We start from the raw sequence: 19,364 nt of genomic DNA, 5'->3' as shown, positions 1-19,364 counted from the left end.
TTTTTCGTCACAATATAATTCAGTAAATCAGCAGCAGACTGGTTATCACAACGTTTAAGGACAGGTCGCACTGTATGACTGCAGAGTCGCAGCTCAAACCGCACAGCTTACCTCAGCATGTGGCAATTATTATGGATGGCAATGGCCGTTGGGCCGAGCGCCAGGGTAAGCCGCGGGTGTGGGGCCATAAAAGAGGTGTAGAAGCAGTACGGCGTAGTGTAAGTTTTTGCCGTGAGCTGGGTATTAAATCGTTAACGTTGTTCGCTTTTAGCAGTGAAAACTGGCGCCGGCCGGAGGATGAAGTCTCCACCTTGATGCAGCTGTTTCTGATGGTGCTGCAAAGCGAGGTGAAAACCTTGCACAAGCATAATGTCCGGCTGAAGATAGTTGGAGATTTATCTGCCTTTAGTGACAAGCTAAGAGCCAGCATTGATAAAGCTGAGCAATTGACAGCAGCGAACACTGCTTTAACACTGAATATCGCCGCCAATTATGGCGGGCGCTGGGATATAGTAAATGCTACCCGGGCGCTGGCAACACAAGTACAGCAAGGTACACTTGCTGTAGATCAGATTAACGAGCAGGTATTTGCTCAGCAGGTGCAGATGCACGAACAGCCAGAGCTGGATTTACTCATCCGCACTGGCGGCGATTTACGCATCAGCAATTTTTTATTATGGCAGGCCGCTTACGCTGAATTCTGGTTTACTGAAACACTCTGGCCAGATTTTGATCAGCAGGTTTTTTCAGAAGCGATAGCTGCCTTTGTCAACCGAGAGCGTCGCTTTGGCTGTACCGGAGAACAAGTCCGGCAGTTGGCGATGCTGGGTAAAGGATAACGATATTGTTTAAACAACGGGTTATTACTGCGCTGATATTGGCGCCATTAGCGTTGATGGCAGTATTTTTTCTGCCTCTGTCTGGCTTTGCAGCATTTATTTCTGCGGCATTTTTACTGGGTGCCTGGGAGTGGAGTGGTTTTTGTGGTTTGCCATCGAAGGCAATGCGTTGGGTGTATGTGGGTTTAACAGCAACGATTCTGGCGCTATTGTATTGGCAATTGCCGGTACAAATTAACTGGCCGGTAGAAGCCAATACCTTGTTAGTCAGCTTACTGCTTGCCGGTAATGTCTGGTGGTTGCTGGCGATTGTATTAGTGCTTAGCTATCCGCGTAGCCAGAAATTATGGGCTCAGAGTGACTGGGGTAAAGCATTAATGGGGTGGCTAACATTAATACCAGCCTGGGCTGCTGTAATGTTTATCCGTTCTACCGATTATGCTGCTTCAACGTTTACCGGTGCCTGGCTGATTTGTTGTTTACTATTATTGGTTTGGGCGGCAGATATTGGTGGCTATATTGTAGGCAAACCTTTTGGTAAACATAAGTTGTTGCCTAAAGTAAGCCCTGGTAAAACTATCGAAGGTATGCTGGGCGGGTTAGCATTAGTAGCCATTGTCGTTACCGTTGTGGCGCACTTACAGGACTGGCCGCCTCAGGTAGGTATTTGGTATATCGCTGCGTTTTTACTAACAATTCTCTCGGTATTTGGTGATTTAACTGAAAGCATGTTTAAACGCGTCGCCGGTAAAAAAGACAGTGGCGCGTTTTTGCCAGGCCACGGCGGTATTTTAGATCGTATTGACAGCTTAACTGCCACAGCACCCCTGTTTGCCATTATTGTGGCCATTTACGGCGGTTTTTATTAATGCGTAATGTGGTGATCCTTGGTTCGACCGGCTCTATTGGTATCAGCACCTTGTCTGTGCTGGCGGCTCATCCAGAGGATTATCAGGTACTGGCTCTTACGGCAGCCAGTCAAACCGACAAGCTGTTAGAGCAATGTCTGGCAGTAAAGCCTCGTTATGCCGCTATGCTCGACAATAATGCTGCCAGTGCGCTGGCAACAGAATTAAAACTGGCTGGCAGCCATACAGAAGTACTAAGTGGCATTGATGCATTATGCCAGTTGGCGGCGCACCCAGACGCCGATATCGTTATGGCAGCTATCGTGGGCTCAGCCGGGTTGCTGCCAACTCTGGCTGCAGTGGAGCAGGGGAAAACAGTACTGCTTGCCAATAAAGAAGCTCTGGTAATGAGCGGTGAGCTGTTTATCAGTAAAGTGAAACACCATGGCGCTACGTTGTTACCGATAGACAGCGAACACAATGCAATATTTCAATGTTTACCTGCGCCGTTACAACAGCATACTCATGATCAGCAAATTGCTGATTTTGGTATCAACAAGCTATTACTAACCGGTAGTGGCGGGCCTTTTCTGACGACACCTTTGGCTGAGTTTGACAGTATTACCCCAGCACAGGCCGTAGCGCACCCAAACTGGAGCATGGGGCACAAGATTTCTGTTGACAGTGCTACCATGATGAATAAAGGCCTGGAGTTTATTGAAGCGCGCTGGCTATTTAATTGCCAGGCAGCAGATATCGATGTTGTTATTCATCCGCAAAGTATTATTCATTCTATGGTGCAATACACAGATGGCTCAGTGCTGGCACAATTAGGCCAACCCGATATGCGCACGCCGATAGCCCATGCACTGGCGTTTCCAAAACGTATTGCCAGCCCGGTGACGCCGCTTAGTTTTAAGCAGATGCGTGATTTTACCTTTACCGAACCTGATAAAGCACGCTACCCGAATTTGTATCTGGCTATAACTGCCTGCAGTTGTGGGCAAGGCGCAACAACAGCGCTTAACGCCACAAATGAGCTGGCAGTAGCAGCTTTTTTAGCGCAAAAAATTCGTTTTACCGATATAGCGCGTGTTAACGCGCAAGGGCTGGAACATTTTGCTGACTTTCGTGTCAGTACGCTGGATGATATATTGGCACTGGACAATGAAGCTCGCCATTATGCGCAGGCACTATTGAGGAAGCTAACGTGATGTCGGGTGCGATTTGGAATTTGCTGTCGTTTATCGTCGCGCTGGGCGTATTAATTACCGTACATGAGTTTGGCCACTTCTGGGTGGCGCGTAAAAATGGCGTACTGGTTAAACGTTTTTCCATCGGCTTTGGCAAAGCCTTGTTAAGCTGGCGTGATAAGCAGGGCACAGAATTTGTTATCGCGGCTATTCCACTAGGTGGTTATGTACGCATGCTGGACGAGCGGGTCGATCCGGTGTTGCCGCAGTTTAAAGATTTGGCGTTTAATCATAAAACCGTGTGGCAGCGTATGGCTATTATTGCCGCCGGTCCTGCTGCTAATTTTATCTTCGCTATATTTGCGCTGTGGCTGATGTATTTGCTTGGTGTGCAAACGATGCGCCCGTTGATAGCCAGTGTGGCGCCGCAATCTATCGCAGCCCAGGCAGGTATTACACCGCAGCAACAAATTATTTCAGTTAACCAGCATACTGCAACTGATGCCAGTAGCGTGAATTTGCTGTTAGTAGAGCAAATTGGCAGCCGCAGCATTACACTGGGATTGCAGGATGTTGTCAGTAAACAGCAGCGCTCGGTAACACTTAATACGACCGACTGGCAGTTCGATCCGGAAAAGCAAAGCGTTTTTGACAGCCTTGGGCTGAATTTAGCCCGGCCGCAGGTTTTGACAGAAATTGCCCTGATAGCCCCAGGCTCGGCAGCAGAGCAGGCAGGCTTGCAGGTAAACGATAAGATTATCCGGATTGATAGCACTGAGATTACACAATGGACGCAGCTACAAACGTTAATTAGCAACGCGGCTGAACAATCATTGGCTGTTGAAGTAGAGCGCGGTGGCACAGTACTTAGCATAGAAGTTACACCGACACTTGTTATTACTGCTGATGGTTTTTCTCAGGGGGTGCTGGGCATTACACCCAAAGTAAGCGATTGGCCGGAAGGTGTGCTTTATACCCGGCAGTATGGTGTTATTGACGCCTTTAGCGCCGGTGCGGCCCATACCTGGCAATTTATCCGCCTGAGCGTATCGATGATTGGCAAGCTGCTGACAGGCGATGTTTCTGTTAAACACTTAAGCGGCCCTATCTCTATTGCACAAGGCGCAGGTACAACGGCAAGCCTCGGTTTGGTAGCATTTTTATCGTTTTTAGCCCTGATAAGTGTTAACTTAGGCGTTATCAATTTGCTGCCATTGCCGGTGCTGGATGGTGGCCACTTAATGTATATGCTGGTGGAACTAATACGAGGCAAACCTGTCTCTGAAAAGACGCAGGAAACAGGTTTCCGGTTCGGAGCGCTGATCCTGCTAATGTTGATGGGAATTGCGCTGCTCAACGATATTTCTCGTTTGTAAATAACTAATCATAAGTAGTTCAAATAATGACAATTAAACGATTAGTAGCTGCGATGTTTCTTGCTTCGGCAAGCAACTCGGTGCTCGCTGAAGAATCATTTACGGTTCAGGATATTCAAGTTGAAGGTTTGCAACGTGTAGCGCTTGGCGCTGCGTTGAATAATCTGCCTTTTAACGTTGGCGATACTGTGACAGAGTATAATTTGTCACGCAGTATCCGCACACTGTACAGCGCCGGGCATTTCGATGATATTCAGGTGCTGCGCGATGGTAATACGGTCATTTATCGTTTGCGCGAGCGGCCAACCATTAATGCGATAGAGTTTGATGGCAATAAAGACATTAAAGAAGACCAACTGAACGAGAGCCTGGCCGGTAACCGTATTGAAGTCGGTGAGCCACTTGATAAAACAATTCTGAAGAACATTGAGAATGGTCTTACTGAGTTTTATCACGGTGTAGGTAAATACCAGGCTACTGTTGAAATTGAAGTCACTTACTTACCGCGTAACCGGGTTAATCTGAAGATTAAGTTTGATGAGGGTGACGCCGCCTCTATCCGTCAAATTAATGTGGTGGGTAATAAACTGTTCTCTGATGAAGAATTGCTCAGCAATATTGAATCAAAGCAGGATCTCCCCTGGTGGCGTTTTTTATCGTCAGATCGTTACCAAAAGCAAACCCTGCAGGGCGATATAGAAAAGATTAACAGCTATTACCTTGATCGCGGTTATCTGCGCTTTAATATTGATTCTTCACAGGTATCGGTTAGCCCGGATAAAGAATCCGTGTATGTAACGCTGAATGTCACCGAAGGTGAAAAATACACCATTAGTGGTGTGAGGTTTGTCGGCGACTTAATTGGCCAGGATGAATTTATCCGTCAGATCATGCCGTTAAAACAAGGCCAGCTGTATAACGGTGCTCTGGTAACATACACCGAAGAAAGCATTGCTAAGCTGCTGGCGCGTTTTGGCTATGCAAATTCTAAAGTCCGTACTATTCCGGATATCAACGAAGACACCAAAGAAGTTGAATTAACTATCAGTGTTGATCCTGGCAAGCGTGTGTATGTACGCCGTATCAATATGTCAGGCAACAGCAGCACTAAAGATGAAGTACTGCGCCGTGAGCTGCGGCAAATGGAGGGTGCCTGGTTATCCAATGATGCGCTTGAACTGTCCAAGCAACGTATTCAGCGTTTGCCGTATATTGAATCTGTTGATTTTGCTACAGCACCGGTAGCGGGTATTGATGATCAGGTTGATATTGGCTTTACCATTAAAGAGCAGCCATCAGGTAGTTTTAATGCCGGTATCTCTTATGGCAACTATATGGGTATGTCATTTCAGATTGGCGTGCAGCAGGAAAACTTCTTCGGTAGTGGTAATAGTGCCGGTATCAGCTTAAGTACCAATAAGTACCAGAAATCAATCAGCACAACCTACACTAACCCGTACTTTACGCTGGATGGTGTGAGCCTGGGCGGGCAGGTGTTTTATTCTGATACCGACTACAGCAGTGCGTCATCTAACCTTGAGGCCTACAACCAACAGCGCTACGGTTTTGGCGCTAATATTGGTTACCCGATTAACGAATATAACCGGTTAAATTTTGGCGCCAACTATGTGGTGAATAAGATTAACTCTATTAATGAGTATGATCAGTTACGCCATTTCCGCGGTGTATTATTAGATGCGCAAAACCCGGATGGTGGTTATAAGTTTACTAACTATGAGTTGTCGGCAGGTTGGGTAAGAAGCACGCTTAACCGCGGTTTATTCCCGACTGCCGGGCTATATTTGGGCGCCACAATACGGGCAACTACGCCTAACTCCGATCTGACCTACTATAAAGTGATGTTTGAAGCGCGTAACTATATTCCACTGAGTAATGATCACGCCTGGTCGTTCCTAAGCAAGCTGGAAACCGGTTATGGTAATGGTTATGGCTCGAAAAACGGTTATGACTATACCTTGCCGTTTACAGAAAACTTCTATGCTGGCGGCGATAATATGCGTGGCTTTGAAAGCCGTATTATAGGCCCGCACGCTATCTTCCGTTATGCCCAAACCGTACCGGGGTTGCCGGATCCTAACTATGGCTCTGGTGGCTTCCCAAGTGGCCCGGAGAATGACAGTTATCAGGTGTCTCAGCGCTCTATTGGCGGTAACGCCAAAGCGGTGGCAACACTGGAACTGATTACTCCAACACCGTTTTTAAGTGATGACTATCGTAATTCAGTGCGTACCAGTATATTTGTCGATGCCGGTAACGTCTGGGATACCGAGTTTGATATTAACCGCTATGCCGGTTTAACAAAGGTGGTGACCAGCCAAAATCAACCTGAACTGATCGATTACTCAGATGCCAGTTTGATTCGGGCAACAGCTGGTGTATCTTTACAGTGGATTTCGCCGATGGGACCATTAACGTTCAGTCTGGCAAAAATCATCAAAAAATATGATGGTGACCTACAAGAAAACTTTAGTTTTAATATTGGTACAACTTTCTAGATTAGAATAATAGGGAATATAAGATGTTTAACCGTAAAATTGTAAAATCTGCTGTGTTACTGCTTGCTGGTTTAGTACTGGTGGGTAATGTGGCTGCAAAAGAAATGAAAATTGCTTTTGTTGACGTACAAGCTGTTGCTGCACAAATTCCTCAGTCAGCTGCAATGCAGGAAACCATCAAAAACGAGTTTGCCAAACGTATTGAAGCGGTTGGAAAGTTGGAAAAAGATATTAATTTCAACATTGAAAAGCTGCGCCGTGATGGCCCTACCATGAGCGAGAAGCAGCAAGAAGAGTTGAAAACAGCATTAACCAATCAGCGTCAGCAATATGAGCAACTGGCCCGGCCGCTGGATGAAGAGATCCGTAACCGTCAGGCTGAAGAGCGCAATAAAGTGTTGGCATTGATCAAAGCCGCTATTGATGTAGTAGCAGAGCGTGAAAAGTTTGATATGGTGCTGAATTCAGGTGCAGCGGTGTATGCCAAACCAGAATATGACATCTCTGAAGCTGTTGTTGCTCAGGCAAGTAAAGCAAAATAATGGCAGGTTATACCTTAACGGAACTGGCTGAGCAGCTAGGTGCTCAGCTGATTGGCGATGCTGCTTGCAGCATCGTTTCAATTGCAACGCTGGAAAATGCTGGCAGCGGCCAGATAAGCTTCCTGTCTAACAGCAAATACCGCAAATTCTTAACCGAAACATCCGCCTCTGCGGTACTTATCACGGCAGATGATGCACCGTTTCTTGCGCCGGGTGTTAATGCTTTACTGGTTAAAGACCCCTACGTTGCTTTTGCCCGGGTGGCCCAACTGCTGGATTCAACGCCGGTTGCTGCAGATGGGATTCATCCTACAGCAGTGGTAGATACCAGTGCGGTATTAGGCGCAGGTGTATCGGTTGGCGCCAATGCCATTATTGCTGCTGGTGCGGTTATTGGTAATGCTGTGCAGATTGGTGCCGGCTGTTTTATCGGTGAACAGGCAATTATTGCCGATGATAGCCGGTTATGGGCTAATGTTACCGTGTATCACCGGGTTAATATTGGTAAACGTTGTATAGTGCACAGCGGTGCAGTATTAGGGGCAGACGGTTTTGGTTTTGCTAATGAACGTGGTAATTGGGTTAAAATACCACAAACCGGTACGGTGATTATCGGCGACGATTGTGAGATAGGCGCCAATGCCACTATAGATCGTGGTGCGATAGAAGATACTGTTATCGGCAATAACGTTATTATCGATAATCAGTGCCAGATTGCACACAATGTCCGAATTGGCGATCATACGGCAATAGCCGGTTGTACTGTAGTTGCCGGTAGCACTAAGATTGGCCGTTACTGCATTATCGGCGGTGCAGCGGTGCTTAATGGCCATATTGAGATTTGTGACGGTGCCCATATTTCTGGTATGGCAATGGTAATGAAGCCGATCACAGAGAAAGGCGTATATACTTCAGGTATTCCGGCAACAACCAATGCTGAATGGCGGAAAAACACCGTTAAACTGCGGCAAATAGACCAACTTTATCAGCGGGTAAAGCAACTGGAAAACCAGCTTGCTACTGTGCAAAAAGCACAGGATGCTGACCACTAGACAGAGGAATAGCTTTGGCTAACCAACTTAATAGCCTGCAAATTCAGGAAATTATGGCATTATTGCCACATCGTTACCCGTTTCTGCTAATTGATCGTGTACTGGATTTTACGCCGGGTGAAAGCCTGACGGCGCTTAAAAATGTCACTATTAATGAGCCTATTTTTACCGGTCATTTTCCGGGAATGCCTATTTTTCCTGGTGTGCTGATCCTTGAAGCGCTGGCTCAGGCTACAGGTATCCTGGGTTTTAAAACTGTTACTGAGCGTGCAGAAAATGAACTTTACCTGTTTGCCGCTATAGATGAAGCACGTTTTAAAAAGCCGGTATTACCAGGTGACACCATGATACTGGAAGTAAAATTTTTAAAAGAACGCCGCAACATGTGGAAGTTTTACGGCGAAGCTAAAGTTGAAGGCCAGATTGTCTGCTCGGCTGAGCTGATGTGTGCCAGAAGAGAGTTATAACGTGATCCATCCAACTGCTGTAATTGAAGCCAGTGCTAAGCTTGGTAATAACGTTAAAGTTGGCCCATTTTGCTATATCGGCCACAACGTTGTGCTTGGGGATGACTGCATACTCGAATCGCATGTGGCGATTAAAGGCCCAAGTACGATAGGTAAAGGTAATCACTTTTTCCAGTTTGCCAGTATTGGCGAAGCGTGTCAGGACAAAAAGTATAAAGGCGAAGCCACAGAACTGATTGTTGGTGACTACAATGTATTTCGTGAAGGCTGCTCCGTACACCGTGGCACGGTGCAGGATCAGGGTAAAACCATTATTGGTAACCATAATCTGTTTATGAACACCACACATATTGCCCACGACTGCGTGATAGGTAATCACACCATTTTTGCCAGCGGCGCTCAGGCGGCTGGCCACGTGCATGTTGGCGACTGGGCTATTTTAGGCGGAATGACCGGTGTGCACCAGTTTGTACACATTGGCGCGCACAGTTTTTGCGGTGGCGGTTCTATTGTATTAAAAGATGTACCACCATACCTGATGGTACACGGTGCACCTTGTGTGCCTGGTGGTATTAATACTGAAGGTTTAAAACGCCGTGGCTACAGCAGCGAAGCATTGCTGGAAATACGCCGTGCCTACAAAGAAGTGTACCGCAAAGGCCAGACAGTAGCGGAGGCCCTGGCAGCACTGCAGGATAAAGCCGCACAAGTGCCGGAGTTAAAACTATTTACCGACTTTATCGCTAACGCCAGCCGGGGCATAGTACGCTGATGCTGGTTGCTGATAATCCGTTAAAAATCGCCATTATCGCCGGGGAACACTCCGGCGATATTTTAGGTGCCGATCTGATCAGTGCGCTTAAAGCTACACACCCTGATGCAGTGTTTTACGGTATTGGCGGGCCGCGCATGCAGGCTCTGGGTTTTAACGCCCTGTTTGATATGGAAGAGCTGGCAGTAATGGGCATTGTTGAGGTGCTCGGCCGTTTACCGCGCTTACTAAAGGTTAAACGCGACATTCTTGCAGCTTTGCTGGCTGACAAACCCGATGTATTTGTTGGTATCGACGCGCCCGACTTTAATTTGCCGGTTGAGCTTAAGCTGAAACAGGCCGGTATTAAAACAGTGCATTATGTTAGCCCATCAGTGTGGGCGTGGCGGCATAAACGTATTTTTAAAATTGCGGCTGCTACCAATATGGTGCTATCTCTGCTGCCATTTGAAAAAACGTTTTACGATAAATATCAGGTACCCTGTACTTTTGTTGGCCATACTATGGCCGACACGATGCCGTTGGAAGTTGATAAAGCCGCCGCAAAAGCTGAACTGGGGCTACAGCCCGATAAGCTGGTACTGGCGATTATGCCAGGCAGCCGTACCAACGAAATTAAACTGCTGGCGGGTGATTTTCTGCAAGCCGCGCTGCTGCTGCAGCAACAGTTCCCGGATATACAGTTCGTTACCAATATGGTTACGCCGGCAAAGGCTGCTCAATTCAACGCTATCAAACAGCAGATAGCGCCAGAGCTTAAAATCACTGAATTTAACGGCAAGGCCCGCCAGGTATTGCTGGCGTCTGATGCAACTTTTATTACTTCGGGTACCGCCACGCTTGAAGCTATGTTAGCTAAGTGCCTGATGGTGGTGTCGTACCGTGCTAACTGGCTTACTTATCAGCTTGGTAAGCGGCTGGTGAAACTGTCTCATTTCAGTTTGCCAAATTTGCTGGCTGGCCGTGGTATGGTCACGGAACTATTGCAGCATCAGGTTACGCCGCAGGCTTTGGTTAATGCCATGGTACCTTTGCTAAGCTCAGAGCGCTCAGCCTTGCTACAACAATACCGGGTTATTCATCAAAGCATCAAATGTAATGCCAGCGTCAAAGCGGCAGAAGCCATTTTACAGGTAGCAGATAATGTTGTACCAACGACCTGACGTACAACTTATTTGCGGTGTGGATGAAGTTGGCCGCGGCCCGTTAATTGGTGCTGTGGTAACTGCTGCAGTGATGTTAGATCCCAACAAACCCATAGCCGGGCTTACCGATTCAAAAAAATTATCTGAAAAGCGCCGTATAGAACTGGCTGCACTCATTAAGCAAAATGCTTTGTGCTGGGCGCTTGGCCGGGCTGAGCCTGCTGAAATTGATCAGCTGAATATATTGCACGCTACTATGCTGGCAATGCGCCGTGCCGTGGCTGCGCTAAGTATCAAACCTGAATGGGTGCTGGTAGATGGCAACCGCACCACAGATTTTGGCGTACCCGCCAGTGCAGTAGTTAAAGGTGACTTACTGGTGCCGGAGATCAGCGCTGCTTCTATTTTAGCCAAAGTGGCGCGTGATACTGAAATGCACACTTTACACCAGGCTTACCCACATTACGGTTTTGACGCCCACAAAGGTTACCCCACTGCGGCTCATCTGGCCGCCATTAGTGCGCATGGAGTATTAAGCGAGCATCGGCGTAGTTTTAAACCGGTGCAGCTGGTTCTGGAGCAACAGGGGTTATGAGTTCTCCGGCATTTGTCCATCTGCGTGTACACAGCGATTTTTCGATGATCGACGGTGTTGCCAAAGTTAAACCCATCGTTAAAGCGGCACAAAAGCTGGCAATGCCGGCGCTGGCGCTGACAGATCAAATGAACTTTTGTGGTCAGGTGCGGTTTTACAGTACAGCACATGAAGCGGGCATTAAACCTATTATTGGTGTTGATTGCTGGGTTCAGCATCCGTTATTTGGCAGTGAAAGCAGCCGTATGTTACTGCTGGCAGCAGACAACGCTGGTTATCAGAACCTCAGCCAATTAATTTCCAAAGCCTACCTGCGCGGCCATATTGATGGTAAACCACAAATTGAACATGACTGGCTGACTGAATTTGCCCAGGGTGTCATTATTTTATCCGGTGCTAAAGATGGCCTGGTAGGCAAAGCCCTGTTAAAGGAAAATGGCCAAAGCCTGACCCAGCTACTGCAGTTTTATCAGCAGTATTTTCCGCAGCGGTTTTATCTGGAAATTACCCGCACCGGCCGGGCGGATGAAGAGTTATATATTCAAAAAGCCGTGACCTTAGCAGAGCAACACGATTTACCACTGGTTGCCACCAATGAAGTAGTGTTTTTGCAACCGGAGGATTTTGCCGCTCACGAGATCCGGGTTGCTATTCACGATGGCTTTACGCTGGACGACAAACGCCGGCCTAAACTGTATTCAGAGCAGCAATACCTGAAGTCTGAGCAGGAAATGCAGCAACTGTTTGCTGATTTACCGGAAGCGCTGCAAAACTCTGTTGAGATTGCCAAACGTTGTAATGTCACCATCCGGCTGGGGGAATATTTCCTGCCGGCGTTTCCTACCGGTGGTATGACAGACGCTGATTTTCTGGTAATGAAATCGCGCGAAGGTCTGGAAGAGCGTTTGCTGCAGTTATTCCCCGACGCCGGTGAGCGGTCGCAAAAGCGTGCCGAATACGATGAGCGTTTGCAAATAGAGCTGGACGTTATTAACCAGATGGGCTTTCCGGGATACTTCCTGGTGGTAATGGAGTTTATCCAGTGGAGTAAAGACAACGATATTCCGGTAGGGCCCGGGCGGGGTTCAGGTGCCGGTTCATTAGTAGCTTATGCACTTAAAATTACAGATTTAGACCCGCTGGAATTCGATCTGCTATTTGAGCGTTTTTTAAACCCCGAGCGGGTGTCAATGCCTGACTTCGACGTCGACTTTTGCATGGACAGGCGTGACGAAGTTATTGAGCACGTAGCCGATATGTATGGCCGCGAAGCGGTATCGCAAATTATTACCTTTGGTACTATGGCAGCCAAAGCAGTAATACGTGATGTTGGCCGGGTGCTGGGCCACCCTTATGGTTTTGTTGATCGCATTTCTAAGCTTATTCCGCCTACGCCCGGTATGACACTGGAACAGGCGTTTAAAGAAGAACCGCGCTTACCGGAGCTGTACGAGCAGGATCAGGAGGTTAAAGACCTGATTGATATGGCGCGACAGCTTGAAGGTGTAACCCGTAATGCTGGTAAACACGCCGGTGGTGTGGTTATAGCACCAACTAAAATTACCGATTTTTCCCCGCTGTACTGTGACGATGAAGGTAATAACCCGGTTACCCAGTTTGATAAAAACGATGTTGAATATGCCGGCCTGGTAAAATTCGACTTCTTAGGTCTGCGTACGCTTACCATTTTGCAGTGGGCCGTGAATATGGCTAACGCGCGGTTAAAGCAGGAAGGCCGTGATGCAATAGACATCAATACTATTCCGCTGGTAGATAAACGAAGTTTTGATCTACTGCAAAAAGCCGACACTACGGCGGTATTCCAGCTTGAATCGCGCGGCATGAAAGACTTAATCCGCCGCCTGCAGCCCGACTGCTTTGAAGATATGATTGCTCTGGTAGCATTGTTCCGGCCGGGGCCGTTGCAATCAGGCATGGTAGATAACTTTATCGACCGTAAGCGGGGCCGCGAAGCAATATCTTACCCTGATGCAACCTGGCAGCATGAATCATTAAAACCTATTCTGGAGCCAACCTATGGCATTATCCTGTATCAGGAACAGGTAATGCAGATAGCTCAGGTATTGTCGGGTTACTCGCTCGGTGGCGCCGACTTATTACGCCGGGCTATGGGTAAGAAAAAGCCCGAAGAGATGGCCAAACAGCGCGATACCTTTCAGGAAGGTGCAGCAAAAAATGGTATTGATCCGGATCTGGCAATTAAGATTTTCGATCTGGTAGAGAAATTCGCCGGTTACGGTTTTAACAAATCACACTCAGCTGCTTATGCGCTGGTATCATACCAAACGCTGTGGATGAAAGCGCACTATCCGGCCGAGTTTATGGCGGCGGTAATGTCGGCCGATATGGACAACACCGACAAAATAGTGACGCTGGTAGATGAATGCGAGCGCATGAAATTAAAGCTTATTCCACCCGATGTTAACACCGGGGTATATAAGTTTACCGTTAATGAGCAAGGCCATATTGTTTATGGTATAGGTGCTATTAAAGGCGTGGGTGAGGGCCCGATAGAAGCGATTCTGGAAGCGCGTAACAAGCATGGCAGCTTTAGCGACTTGTTTGATTTTTGCGCCAAGGTCGATCTGAAAAAGCTAAACCGCCGCGTTATAGAAAAGCTGATTTTATCCGGTGCTATGGACCGTTTAGGCCCGCACCGTGCTGCGTTGTCTGCCACGCTGGAAGAAGCGATGAAAGCTGCCGAGCAGCACGCCAAAGCGCAAGCGGTAGGGCAGGACGATTTATTTGGTTTGTTAAGCCCTGAACCGGAACACGCTGCCGCGGCGTTTAAACAGGTTGAGCCCTGGGCAGATGAAGTTTGGCTGGAAGGTGAGCGTGAAACCTTAGGCTTATATTTAACCGGCCATCCGATAAACCGTTATCTGGACGAAATTCCGCGCTATATTAATTGCCGGTTGGTGGAACTGCAGCCCACCAGGAAAGATCAAAGTGCTACTGTTGCCGGCTTAGTCGTATCAGTGCGGGTGATGATTAACAAAAAAGGCCGGCGCTGGGCCATTGTCACACTGGATGATAAATCAGCCAGGCTTGATGTACGGTTTTTCCCTGATTTATTGGAAAACTTCGAACAACAGCTACAAAAAGACCGGATCCTGATAATAACGGGACAGGTCAGCTTTGATGATTTTAACGGTGGCCTTACAATGGCCGGCCGCGATGTCAGCGAGATCACTCAGGTAAGGGAAAAATCTCTGAGATCGTTGAATATCACTGTACAATCGGCACAAATAGACCACAATTACCTGCAAAGATTGCAGCAGGTACTGGGTGAATTTAAAGCAGGTACAGTGCCGGTTAAACTCCGCTATCAACGCCAGGAAGGCGAGGTGATGTTACAGCTTGGAACACAATGGTGGATAACGCCAGCCGACGCTTTGTTGCACCAGTTAAAGCAATTGGCGACAATAGAACTGGAATTTAATTAATTAGGTAGTGACAGTCGATGATGCTGAATTATTTAGAGTTTGAGCAACCTATTGCTGAACTTGAAGCAAAAATAGACGAATTACGTAACGTCAGCCGCAATGGTGACTACGATTTGGGTTTAGAAGAAGAGATCAACAAACTAAAAGAAAAAAGCCAGGGGCTGACGAAAAAGATCTTTTCCGAGCTGGGTGCATGGCAGGTTGCGCAATTAGCGCGTCATCCGATGCGGCCTTATACACTGGATTATATTCAGCATATTTTTACCGATTTTGATGATTTAGCCGGCGACCGTACTTTTGCCAATGATCAGGCTATTGTTGGCGGTACTGCGCGCCTTGTCGATATTCCGGTGATGGTTATTGGCCATCAGAAGGGCCGTGATACCCGCGAGAAGATCAAACGCAATTTTGGTATGCCGCGCCCTGAAGGTTACCGTAAAGCACTGCGCTTAATGGAAATGGCAGAGCGGTTCAAAATGCCGATTGTTACTTTTATTGATACGCCGGGCGCGTATCCCGGGATTGGTGCTGAAGAGCGCGGTCAGTCTGAAGCCATCGCCCGTAATTTAAAGGTAATGGCAGGGCTTAAAGTACCGGTAATTTGCACCGTGATCGGCGAGGGCGGCTCTGGTGGTGCCTTAGCAATTGGTGTGGGTGATAAAGTGAATATGTTGCAGTACAGCACTTATTCGGTTATTTCGCCGGAAGGCTGTGCCTCAATATTGTGGAAAAGTGCTGAAAAAGCACCACTGGCTGCTGATGCTATGGGTATTACCGCCGAGCGGATTAAAGAGCTGAAGCTGATTGACGAAGTGCTACCTGAACCTTTAGGTGGTGCACACCGTGCGCCGGATCAGATGGCACAAACTTTAAAACAGGCGTTGCTGCGCGATTTACAGAAACTGCAGCAAATGAGCAGCAAAGAATTGTTAGACGTGCGCTATAAACGCCTGATGTCTTATGGTTACTGCTAGACAGTAATTTGTAGCTGATAAGCCAGTGCCTCTGCACTGGCTTTTTGTTTTGTGTTAGCCTTAGCCTCTTTTATGTAACCGGTTATTGTTGCCGATGTCAGCTCTTAGCCCCGATAGTTTACTTCAGACCTTGCAACTGCAGCCGGACAGCCATCTGGTACTGGCACTCAGTGGCGGGCTTGATTCTATGGTGTTGCTGGATTTATTAGCCAAAGCCCGGCAACTACAGCCATTTGCACTGCAGGCAGTTTATATTAATCATGGCATAAGTGCTTTTGCCTCTCAGTGGGGAGATTTTTGTACCAGGCAGTGCGCTGAGCGGGGTGTAGCATTTACGCAGCGCAGTGTTGTATTAACCGGCCTCGACAATCTTGAATTAAAAGCCCGTACAGCACGTTATCAGGCACTGGCCGGGTTTATCTGTTCAGATAAACACCTGTTGTTAACGGCGCATCATGGTGATGATCAACTGGAAAGCCTGATATTAGCCTTAAAGCGCGGCTCAGGAGCTGCTGGCTTAAGCGGCATAGCCGCACGGTCTGATTTTGCTGGCGGAACATTGTGCCGGCCTTTATTGCCGTTTAGCCGTACCGAACTTACGGCTTATGCCACACAACAGCAACTGAGCTGGGTTAATGATGACAGCAATAACGATACCCGCTTTGAGCGTAACTTTATCCGCCGGCATATAACACCGGTACTGTTGCAGCGCTGGCCGCAATTTAATGCTACTGCACGGCGTAGCATGCAGCATCTGGCAGATTTGCAGCAACTGGCTGATTACTACACCTTACAGGCAGCAGAGCGTTGTGTGAGCAGCAATACCTTGCTTCTTGCAGAACTGGCAAAACTGATACCATTGCAGCAGGATTTAGTGATCCGCCATTGGCTAAAAAGTTATGCGCTAAACCCGGAAACCCAGTGGCTTAGCACACTAAAACAGCAGGTTATTGCTGCGCGTAGCGATGCGACCCCCGTGTTGGTATGTGGTAACTATCAATTACGCCGCTTTAGCGGCAAGCTTTATTTGCTGACGGATGCACAGGTCGCGGTGCCGGAGCAAAGTGTAAACTGGCAGGGCGAGCCAAAACTGCAGTTATCCTGTGGTAGTAAGTTGTATTTTACCGCGCAGCCACAGGCTGACGCATTGCCGCTGGCAGCAATGTCAGCAGAGATTGTATTTGGCAAGTTAAGCTTGCGTTTCAAACCTGCCGGCAGTGCTGTCAGCAAGCCGTTAAAACAGTGGTTTAAGTTATGGCAGGTGCCGCCCTGGCAGCGGCTGCAGGTGCCGCTGCTGTTGGTTAACGGGGAACTGGTTGTCGTAGCAGGTTTTTCTGCCAGCGCTGAGCCGCAGCAGGCAAAGTGCTGGGCAAGCTGGCAAAAGCAGGATTAAGCCACCCGTACCGTGCTTTTACCAGCCTCTTTGGCTGAATACAGGGCGCTGTCAGCAGCAGCAAACAATTCTTTGCTGCTTTGCTCTGGTGCGCTAAGTAGAGCCAGCCCGGCGCTGGCACTGACCTCATAGTGTTTGCATAAATGATGCTGATTTATTGCACGTAGTAGCCTGCGGGCAACCAGCTCGGCGCAGTTGGCATCCGGTGCGGATAAAATTACTGCAAATTCATCTCCGCCAAAACGGAACAGGCTGTCTGTTGCGCGCAAAGTATCACGCAGACAATCTGCCACAGCCAACAATACGTCGTCACCTGCGCTATGGCCGGCAAGGTCATTAACCTGTTTAAAGTTATCTAAATCCAGTAACAATAAAGCGCAAGGCTCATCATGGCGCTTAGCCAGTTGTACGGCTTTATCAAAACTGTCATCAAAAAAGCGCCGGTTGCCAAGACCGGTTAAGGTGTCTTTTAACGCCATTTGCTGCAACCGGCACACAACCAGCGCATTTCGCAGTGCAAACAGCCATTCGCTTTCAAGCAGTAGCAGCTCGCGTTGGATCATAGGGGTAAACGCATGCTCACTCTGGTAAATCAGTTCGGCCAGGCATTGCTGGTTTAATACCAGTACACTGCGATGCTCAATATCAGCAGGCCGTGAACCTATGGCTTCAAAATCACCAACAGCGGTTTTCAGTTTTAATGCTGATAGCGGCAAAACTTTGCCTACTGCCATAGCAATAATATTCAGCTGCTGCTGAATATCCAGTGTGGTTTGCAGTTGGCTGATCAGGCTTTGTTCAGCGCATTCTGCCAGTTCAGGCCAGTGCTGCAATTTGGTCATAGCTGCGTAGCTGGGGGCGTTACTTAGCGCAACCTCGTGTACTAACAGGTATTCCATTTTGGGATCCGTTGATGCTTTTTTTCTAATAAAGCAAATAACAGGCCAGAATTATTATAGTAATAATTATCAGTATGATAGCAAAGTTGCTAAACAAGGTTGTGGTACAAATGCCAAAGCTTTGACAGTTAATTAGCCGTTGTCATCAGCAAGAAACTGCAAAATAGTGTCCATTTGTGCTGTGGCATCTTCATAGCCCAGAGTAATGAGCCGGCGGGTATAATGCTGTTCAAACAGTAAATAGCTGGCCAGACTGGAGTCTGAATGCTGGCGAATGCCGGTCATACGTAAAATGGTTCGTACCGCCATCGGCAACGATAAAAAATGCTCGCTGGCAATCTGGCTAAAGTTCTGGCTGGGGTTGATAAACAGGCTTTGTACCGGCTTAAGATCGGTTTTTATACCGTGCTGTTGCATGGTCTGAATAGTGCTATTAACCCGCTGCATACGTTCAAGATCGGAGTTTAAACTGTCGGTAAACACAGTATCAAGCAAATGCCCGGCAATGGTTGCCAACCCTGGATGATGCATCATCCGCTGGTTATGATCATTTTTACGCGGATCGGCCACGCCGATAATCAGTATTTTATCTGCGCCAAGGTGGATAGGGGCGCTAAGCGGTGCCAGCTGATTTACCGAACCATCACCAAAATACTGCTGATGAATACGTACTGACGGAAATACCAGCGGAATTGCCGCCGATGCCATTAAATGATGTATACCAAGCAGAGTACGCTGGCCACAGCGCTTAGCACGGCGCCATTCCTGCGCCTGATCTGACTGAAAAAACGTGATGGAGTCGCCGTTGTTATAACATGACGCGGTAACGGAAACACTGGACAGATAACCGCCCATAATGTTGCGGTCAATCCGTTTTAAATCCAGCACTTTGGTCAGCATTTGCCGTAGTGGTTTGCTGTCAAACAGACTCACTGCAGTTTTATTGGCATAGTCGGCCTGAAATGCGCTGAAAATACCGCGTAGTATTTGCCGGAATACTCTGGGGTAGTCAGAGTAATACACCTGATCAGTATGAAAGTTACGCCAAATCCATTCCAGTTTTTTCACACCAAGATGAAAGCACGAGGCGTAACAAGCCATGGCGGCACCATTCATAGCCCCGGCCGACGTGCCACTGATAATTTGAAACGGCAATTTACTGCTACGCGGGTACTGCTGTGATATCGCTTTTAGCACCCCGACCTGATAAGCCGCCCGGGCACCGCCGCCGGTTAATAATAATGCCGTCTTTTTTGCGGCTTTTACATTATGTTCAGACATAACAG

Annotated in this window: 16 protein-coding genes; 14 read left to right on the top strand and 2 right to left on the bottom strand. The window is 47.8% G+C overall.

The genetic code is table 11. The features are described from left to right. Positions 1-74: 74 nt before the first annotated feature. The 14 genes from uppS (at position 75) to tilS (ending at position 17,179) form a co-directional block, all read left to right on the top strand. A complete protein-coding gene (gene uppS, locus M2404_RS00525) occupies positions 75-839 on the top strand; it encodes a polyprenyl diphosphate synthase (protein WP_259237517.1) in 765 nt (254 codons plus the stop codon). A gap of 5 nt (positions 840-844) precedes the next feature. Further along, entirely contained in the window at positions 845-1,708 is an 864-nt protein-coding gene (locus M2404_RS00520; protein WP_259237515.1) for a phosphatidate cytidylyltransferase, read from the top strand. After that, positions 1,708-2,901, top strand: a complete 1,194-nt coding sequence (gene ispC, locus M2404_RS00515; protein ID WP_259237514.1) for a 1-deoxy-D-xylulose-5-phosphate reductoisomerase — start codon at positions 1,708-1,710, stop codon at positions 2,899-2,901. Before M2404_RS00520 ends, ispC begins: the two co-directional genes overlap by 1 nt. Continuing rightward, positions 2,901-4,256 (top strand): sigma E protease regulator RseP, encoded by a 1,356-nt coding sequence (rseP, locus tag M2404_RS00510; protein ID WP_259237513.1) that lies wholly within the window; start codon positions 2,901-2,903, stop codon positions 4,254-4,256. Before ispC ends, rseP begins: the two co-directional genes overlap by 1 nt. A gap of 26 nt (positions 4,257-4,282) precedes the next feature. Beyond that, positions 4,283-6,772, top strand: a complete 2,490-nt coding sequence (gene bamA / locus M2404_RS00505; RefSeq protein WP_259237511.1) for an outer membrane protein assembly factor BamA — start codon at positions 4,283-4,285, stop codon at positions 6,770-6,772. A 23-nt stretch (positions 6,773-6,795) separates the two neighbouring features. Further along, the gene (locus M2404_RS00500) at positions 6,796-7,314 is read left to right on the top strand and encodes an OmpH/Skp family outer membrane protein (RefSeq protein WP_259237509.1); all 519 of its coding nucleotides are present in this window, start codon (positions 6,796-6,798) and stop codon (positions 7,312-7,314) included. Continuing rightward, entirely contained in the window at positions 7,314-8,366 is a 1,053-nt protein-coding gene (gene lpxD, locus M2404_RS00495; protein ID WP_259237508.1) for a UDP-3-O-(3-hydroxymyristoyl)glucosamine N-acyltransferase, read from the top strand. Before M2404_RS00500 ends, lpxD begins: the two co-directional genes overlap by 1 nt. Before the next feature lie 14 nt (positions 8,367-8,380). Further along, positions 8,381-8,833 carry a 3-hydroxyacyl-ACP dehydratase FabZ gene (fabZ, locus tag M2404_RS00490; RefSeq protein ID WP_215396444.1) on the top strand — a complete coding sequence of 151 codons (453 nt, stop codon included), beginning with the start codon at positions 8,381-8,383 and terminating at the stop codon, positions 8,831-8,833. Continuing rightward, a complete protein-coding gene (lpxA, locus tag M2404_RS00485) occupies positions 8,814-9,605 on the top strand; it encodes an acyl-ACP--UDP-N-acetylglucosamine O-acyltransferase (RefSeq protein WP_259237507.1) in 792 nt (263 codons plus the stop codon). The genes fabZ and lpxA overlap by 20 nt, the downstream gene beginning before the upstream one ends. Then, positions 9,605-10,768, top strand: coding sequence for a lipid-A-disaccharide synthase (gene lpxB / locus M2404_RS00480; RefSeq protein WP_259237504.1), 1,164 nt, complete (start codon positions 9,605-9,607; stop codon positions 10,766-10,768). The genes lpxA and lpxB overlap by 1 nt, the downstream gene beginning before the upstream one ends. Continuing rightward, entirely contained in the window at positions 10,749-11,345 is a 597-nt protein-coding gene (rnhB, locus tag M2404_RS00475; RefSeq protein WP_259237503.1) for a ribonuclease HII, read from the top strand. The genes lpxB and rnhB overlap by 20 nt, the downstream gene beginning before the upstream one ends. Next, a complete protein-coding gene (dnaE, locus tag M2404_RS00470) occupies positions 11,342-14,812 on the top strand; it encodes a DNA polymerase III subunit alpha (protein ID WP_259237502.1) in 3,471 nt (1,156 codons plus the stop codon). Before rnhB ends, dnaE begins: the two co-directional genes overlap by 4 nt. 17 nt (positions 14,813-14,829) lie before the next feature. Further along, a complete protein-coding gene (gene accA, locus M2404_RS00465; protein WP_259237500.1) occupies positions 14,830-15,786 on the top strand; it encodes an acetyl-CoA carboxylase carboxyl transferase subunit alpha in 957 nt (318 codons plus the stop codon). 94 nt (positions 15,787-15,880) lie between these two features. Continuing rightward, positions 15,881-17,179 carry a tRNA lysidine(34) synthetase TilS gene (gene tilS / locus M2404_RS00460; protein WP_259237498.1) on the top strand — a complete coding sequence of 433 codons (1,299 nt, stop codon included), beginning with the start codon at positions 15,881-15,883 and terminating at the stop codon, positions 17,177-17,179. Here the strand turns inward: tilS and M2404_RS00455 are convergent. Both M2404_RS00455 and M2404_RS00450 read right to left on the bottom strand, forming a co-directional pair. Beyond that, a complete protein-coding gene (locus M2404_RS00455) occupies positions 17,176-18,078 on the bottom strand; it encodes a GGDEF domain-containing protein (protein ID WP_259237496.1) in 903 nt (300 codons plus the stop codon). The two genes, tilS and M2404_RS00455, sit on opposite strands and share 4 nt — an antisense overlap. Positions 18,079-18,210: 132 nt before the next feature. Then, the gene (locus M2404_RS00450; protein WP_259237493.1) at positions 18,211-19,359 is read right to left on the bottom strand and encodes a patatin-like phospholipase family protein; all 1,149 of its coding nucleotides are present in this window, start codon (positions 19,357-19,359) and stop codon (positions 18,211-18,213) included. Positions 19,360-19,364: the final 5 nt, after the last annotated feature.

The sequence above is a fragment of the Rheinheimera pacifica genome (genome assembly GCF_024809855.1).
In the GTDB taxonomy this organism is placed as follows: domain Bacteria; phylum Pseudomonadota; class Gammaproteobacteria; order Enterobacterales; family Alteromonadaceae; genus Alishewanella; species Alishewanella pacifica_A.
Note: the sequence above shows the minus strand (reverse complement) of the source record. Positions and strands in the feature narration are given on the sequence as shown.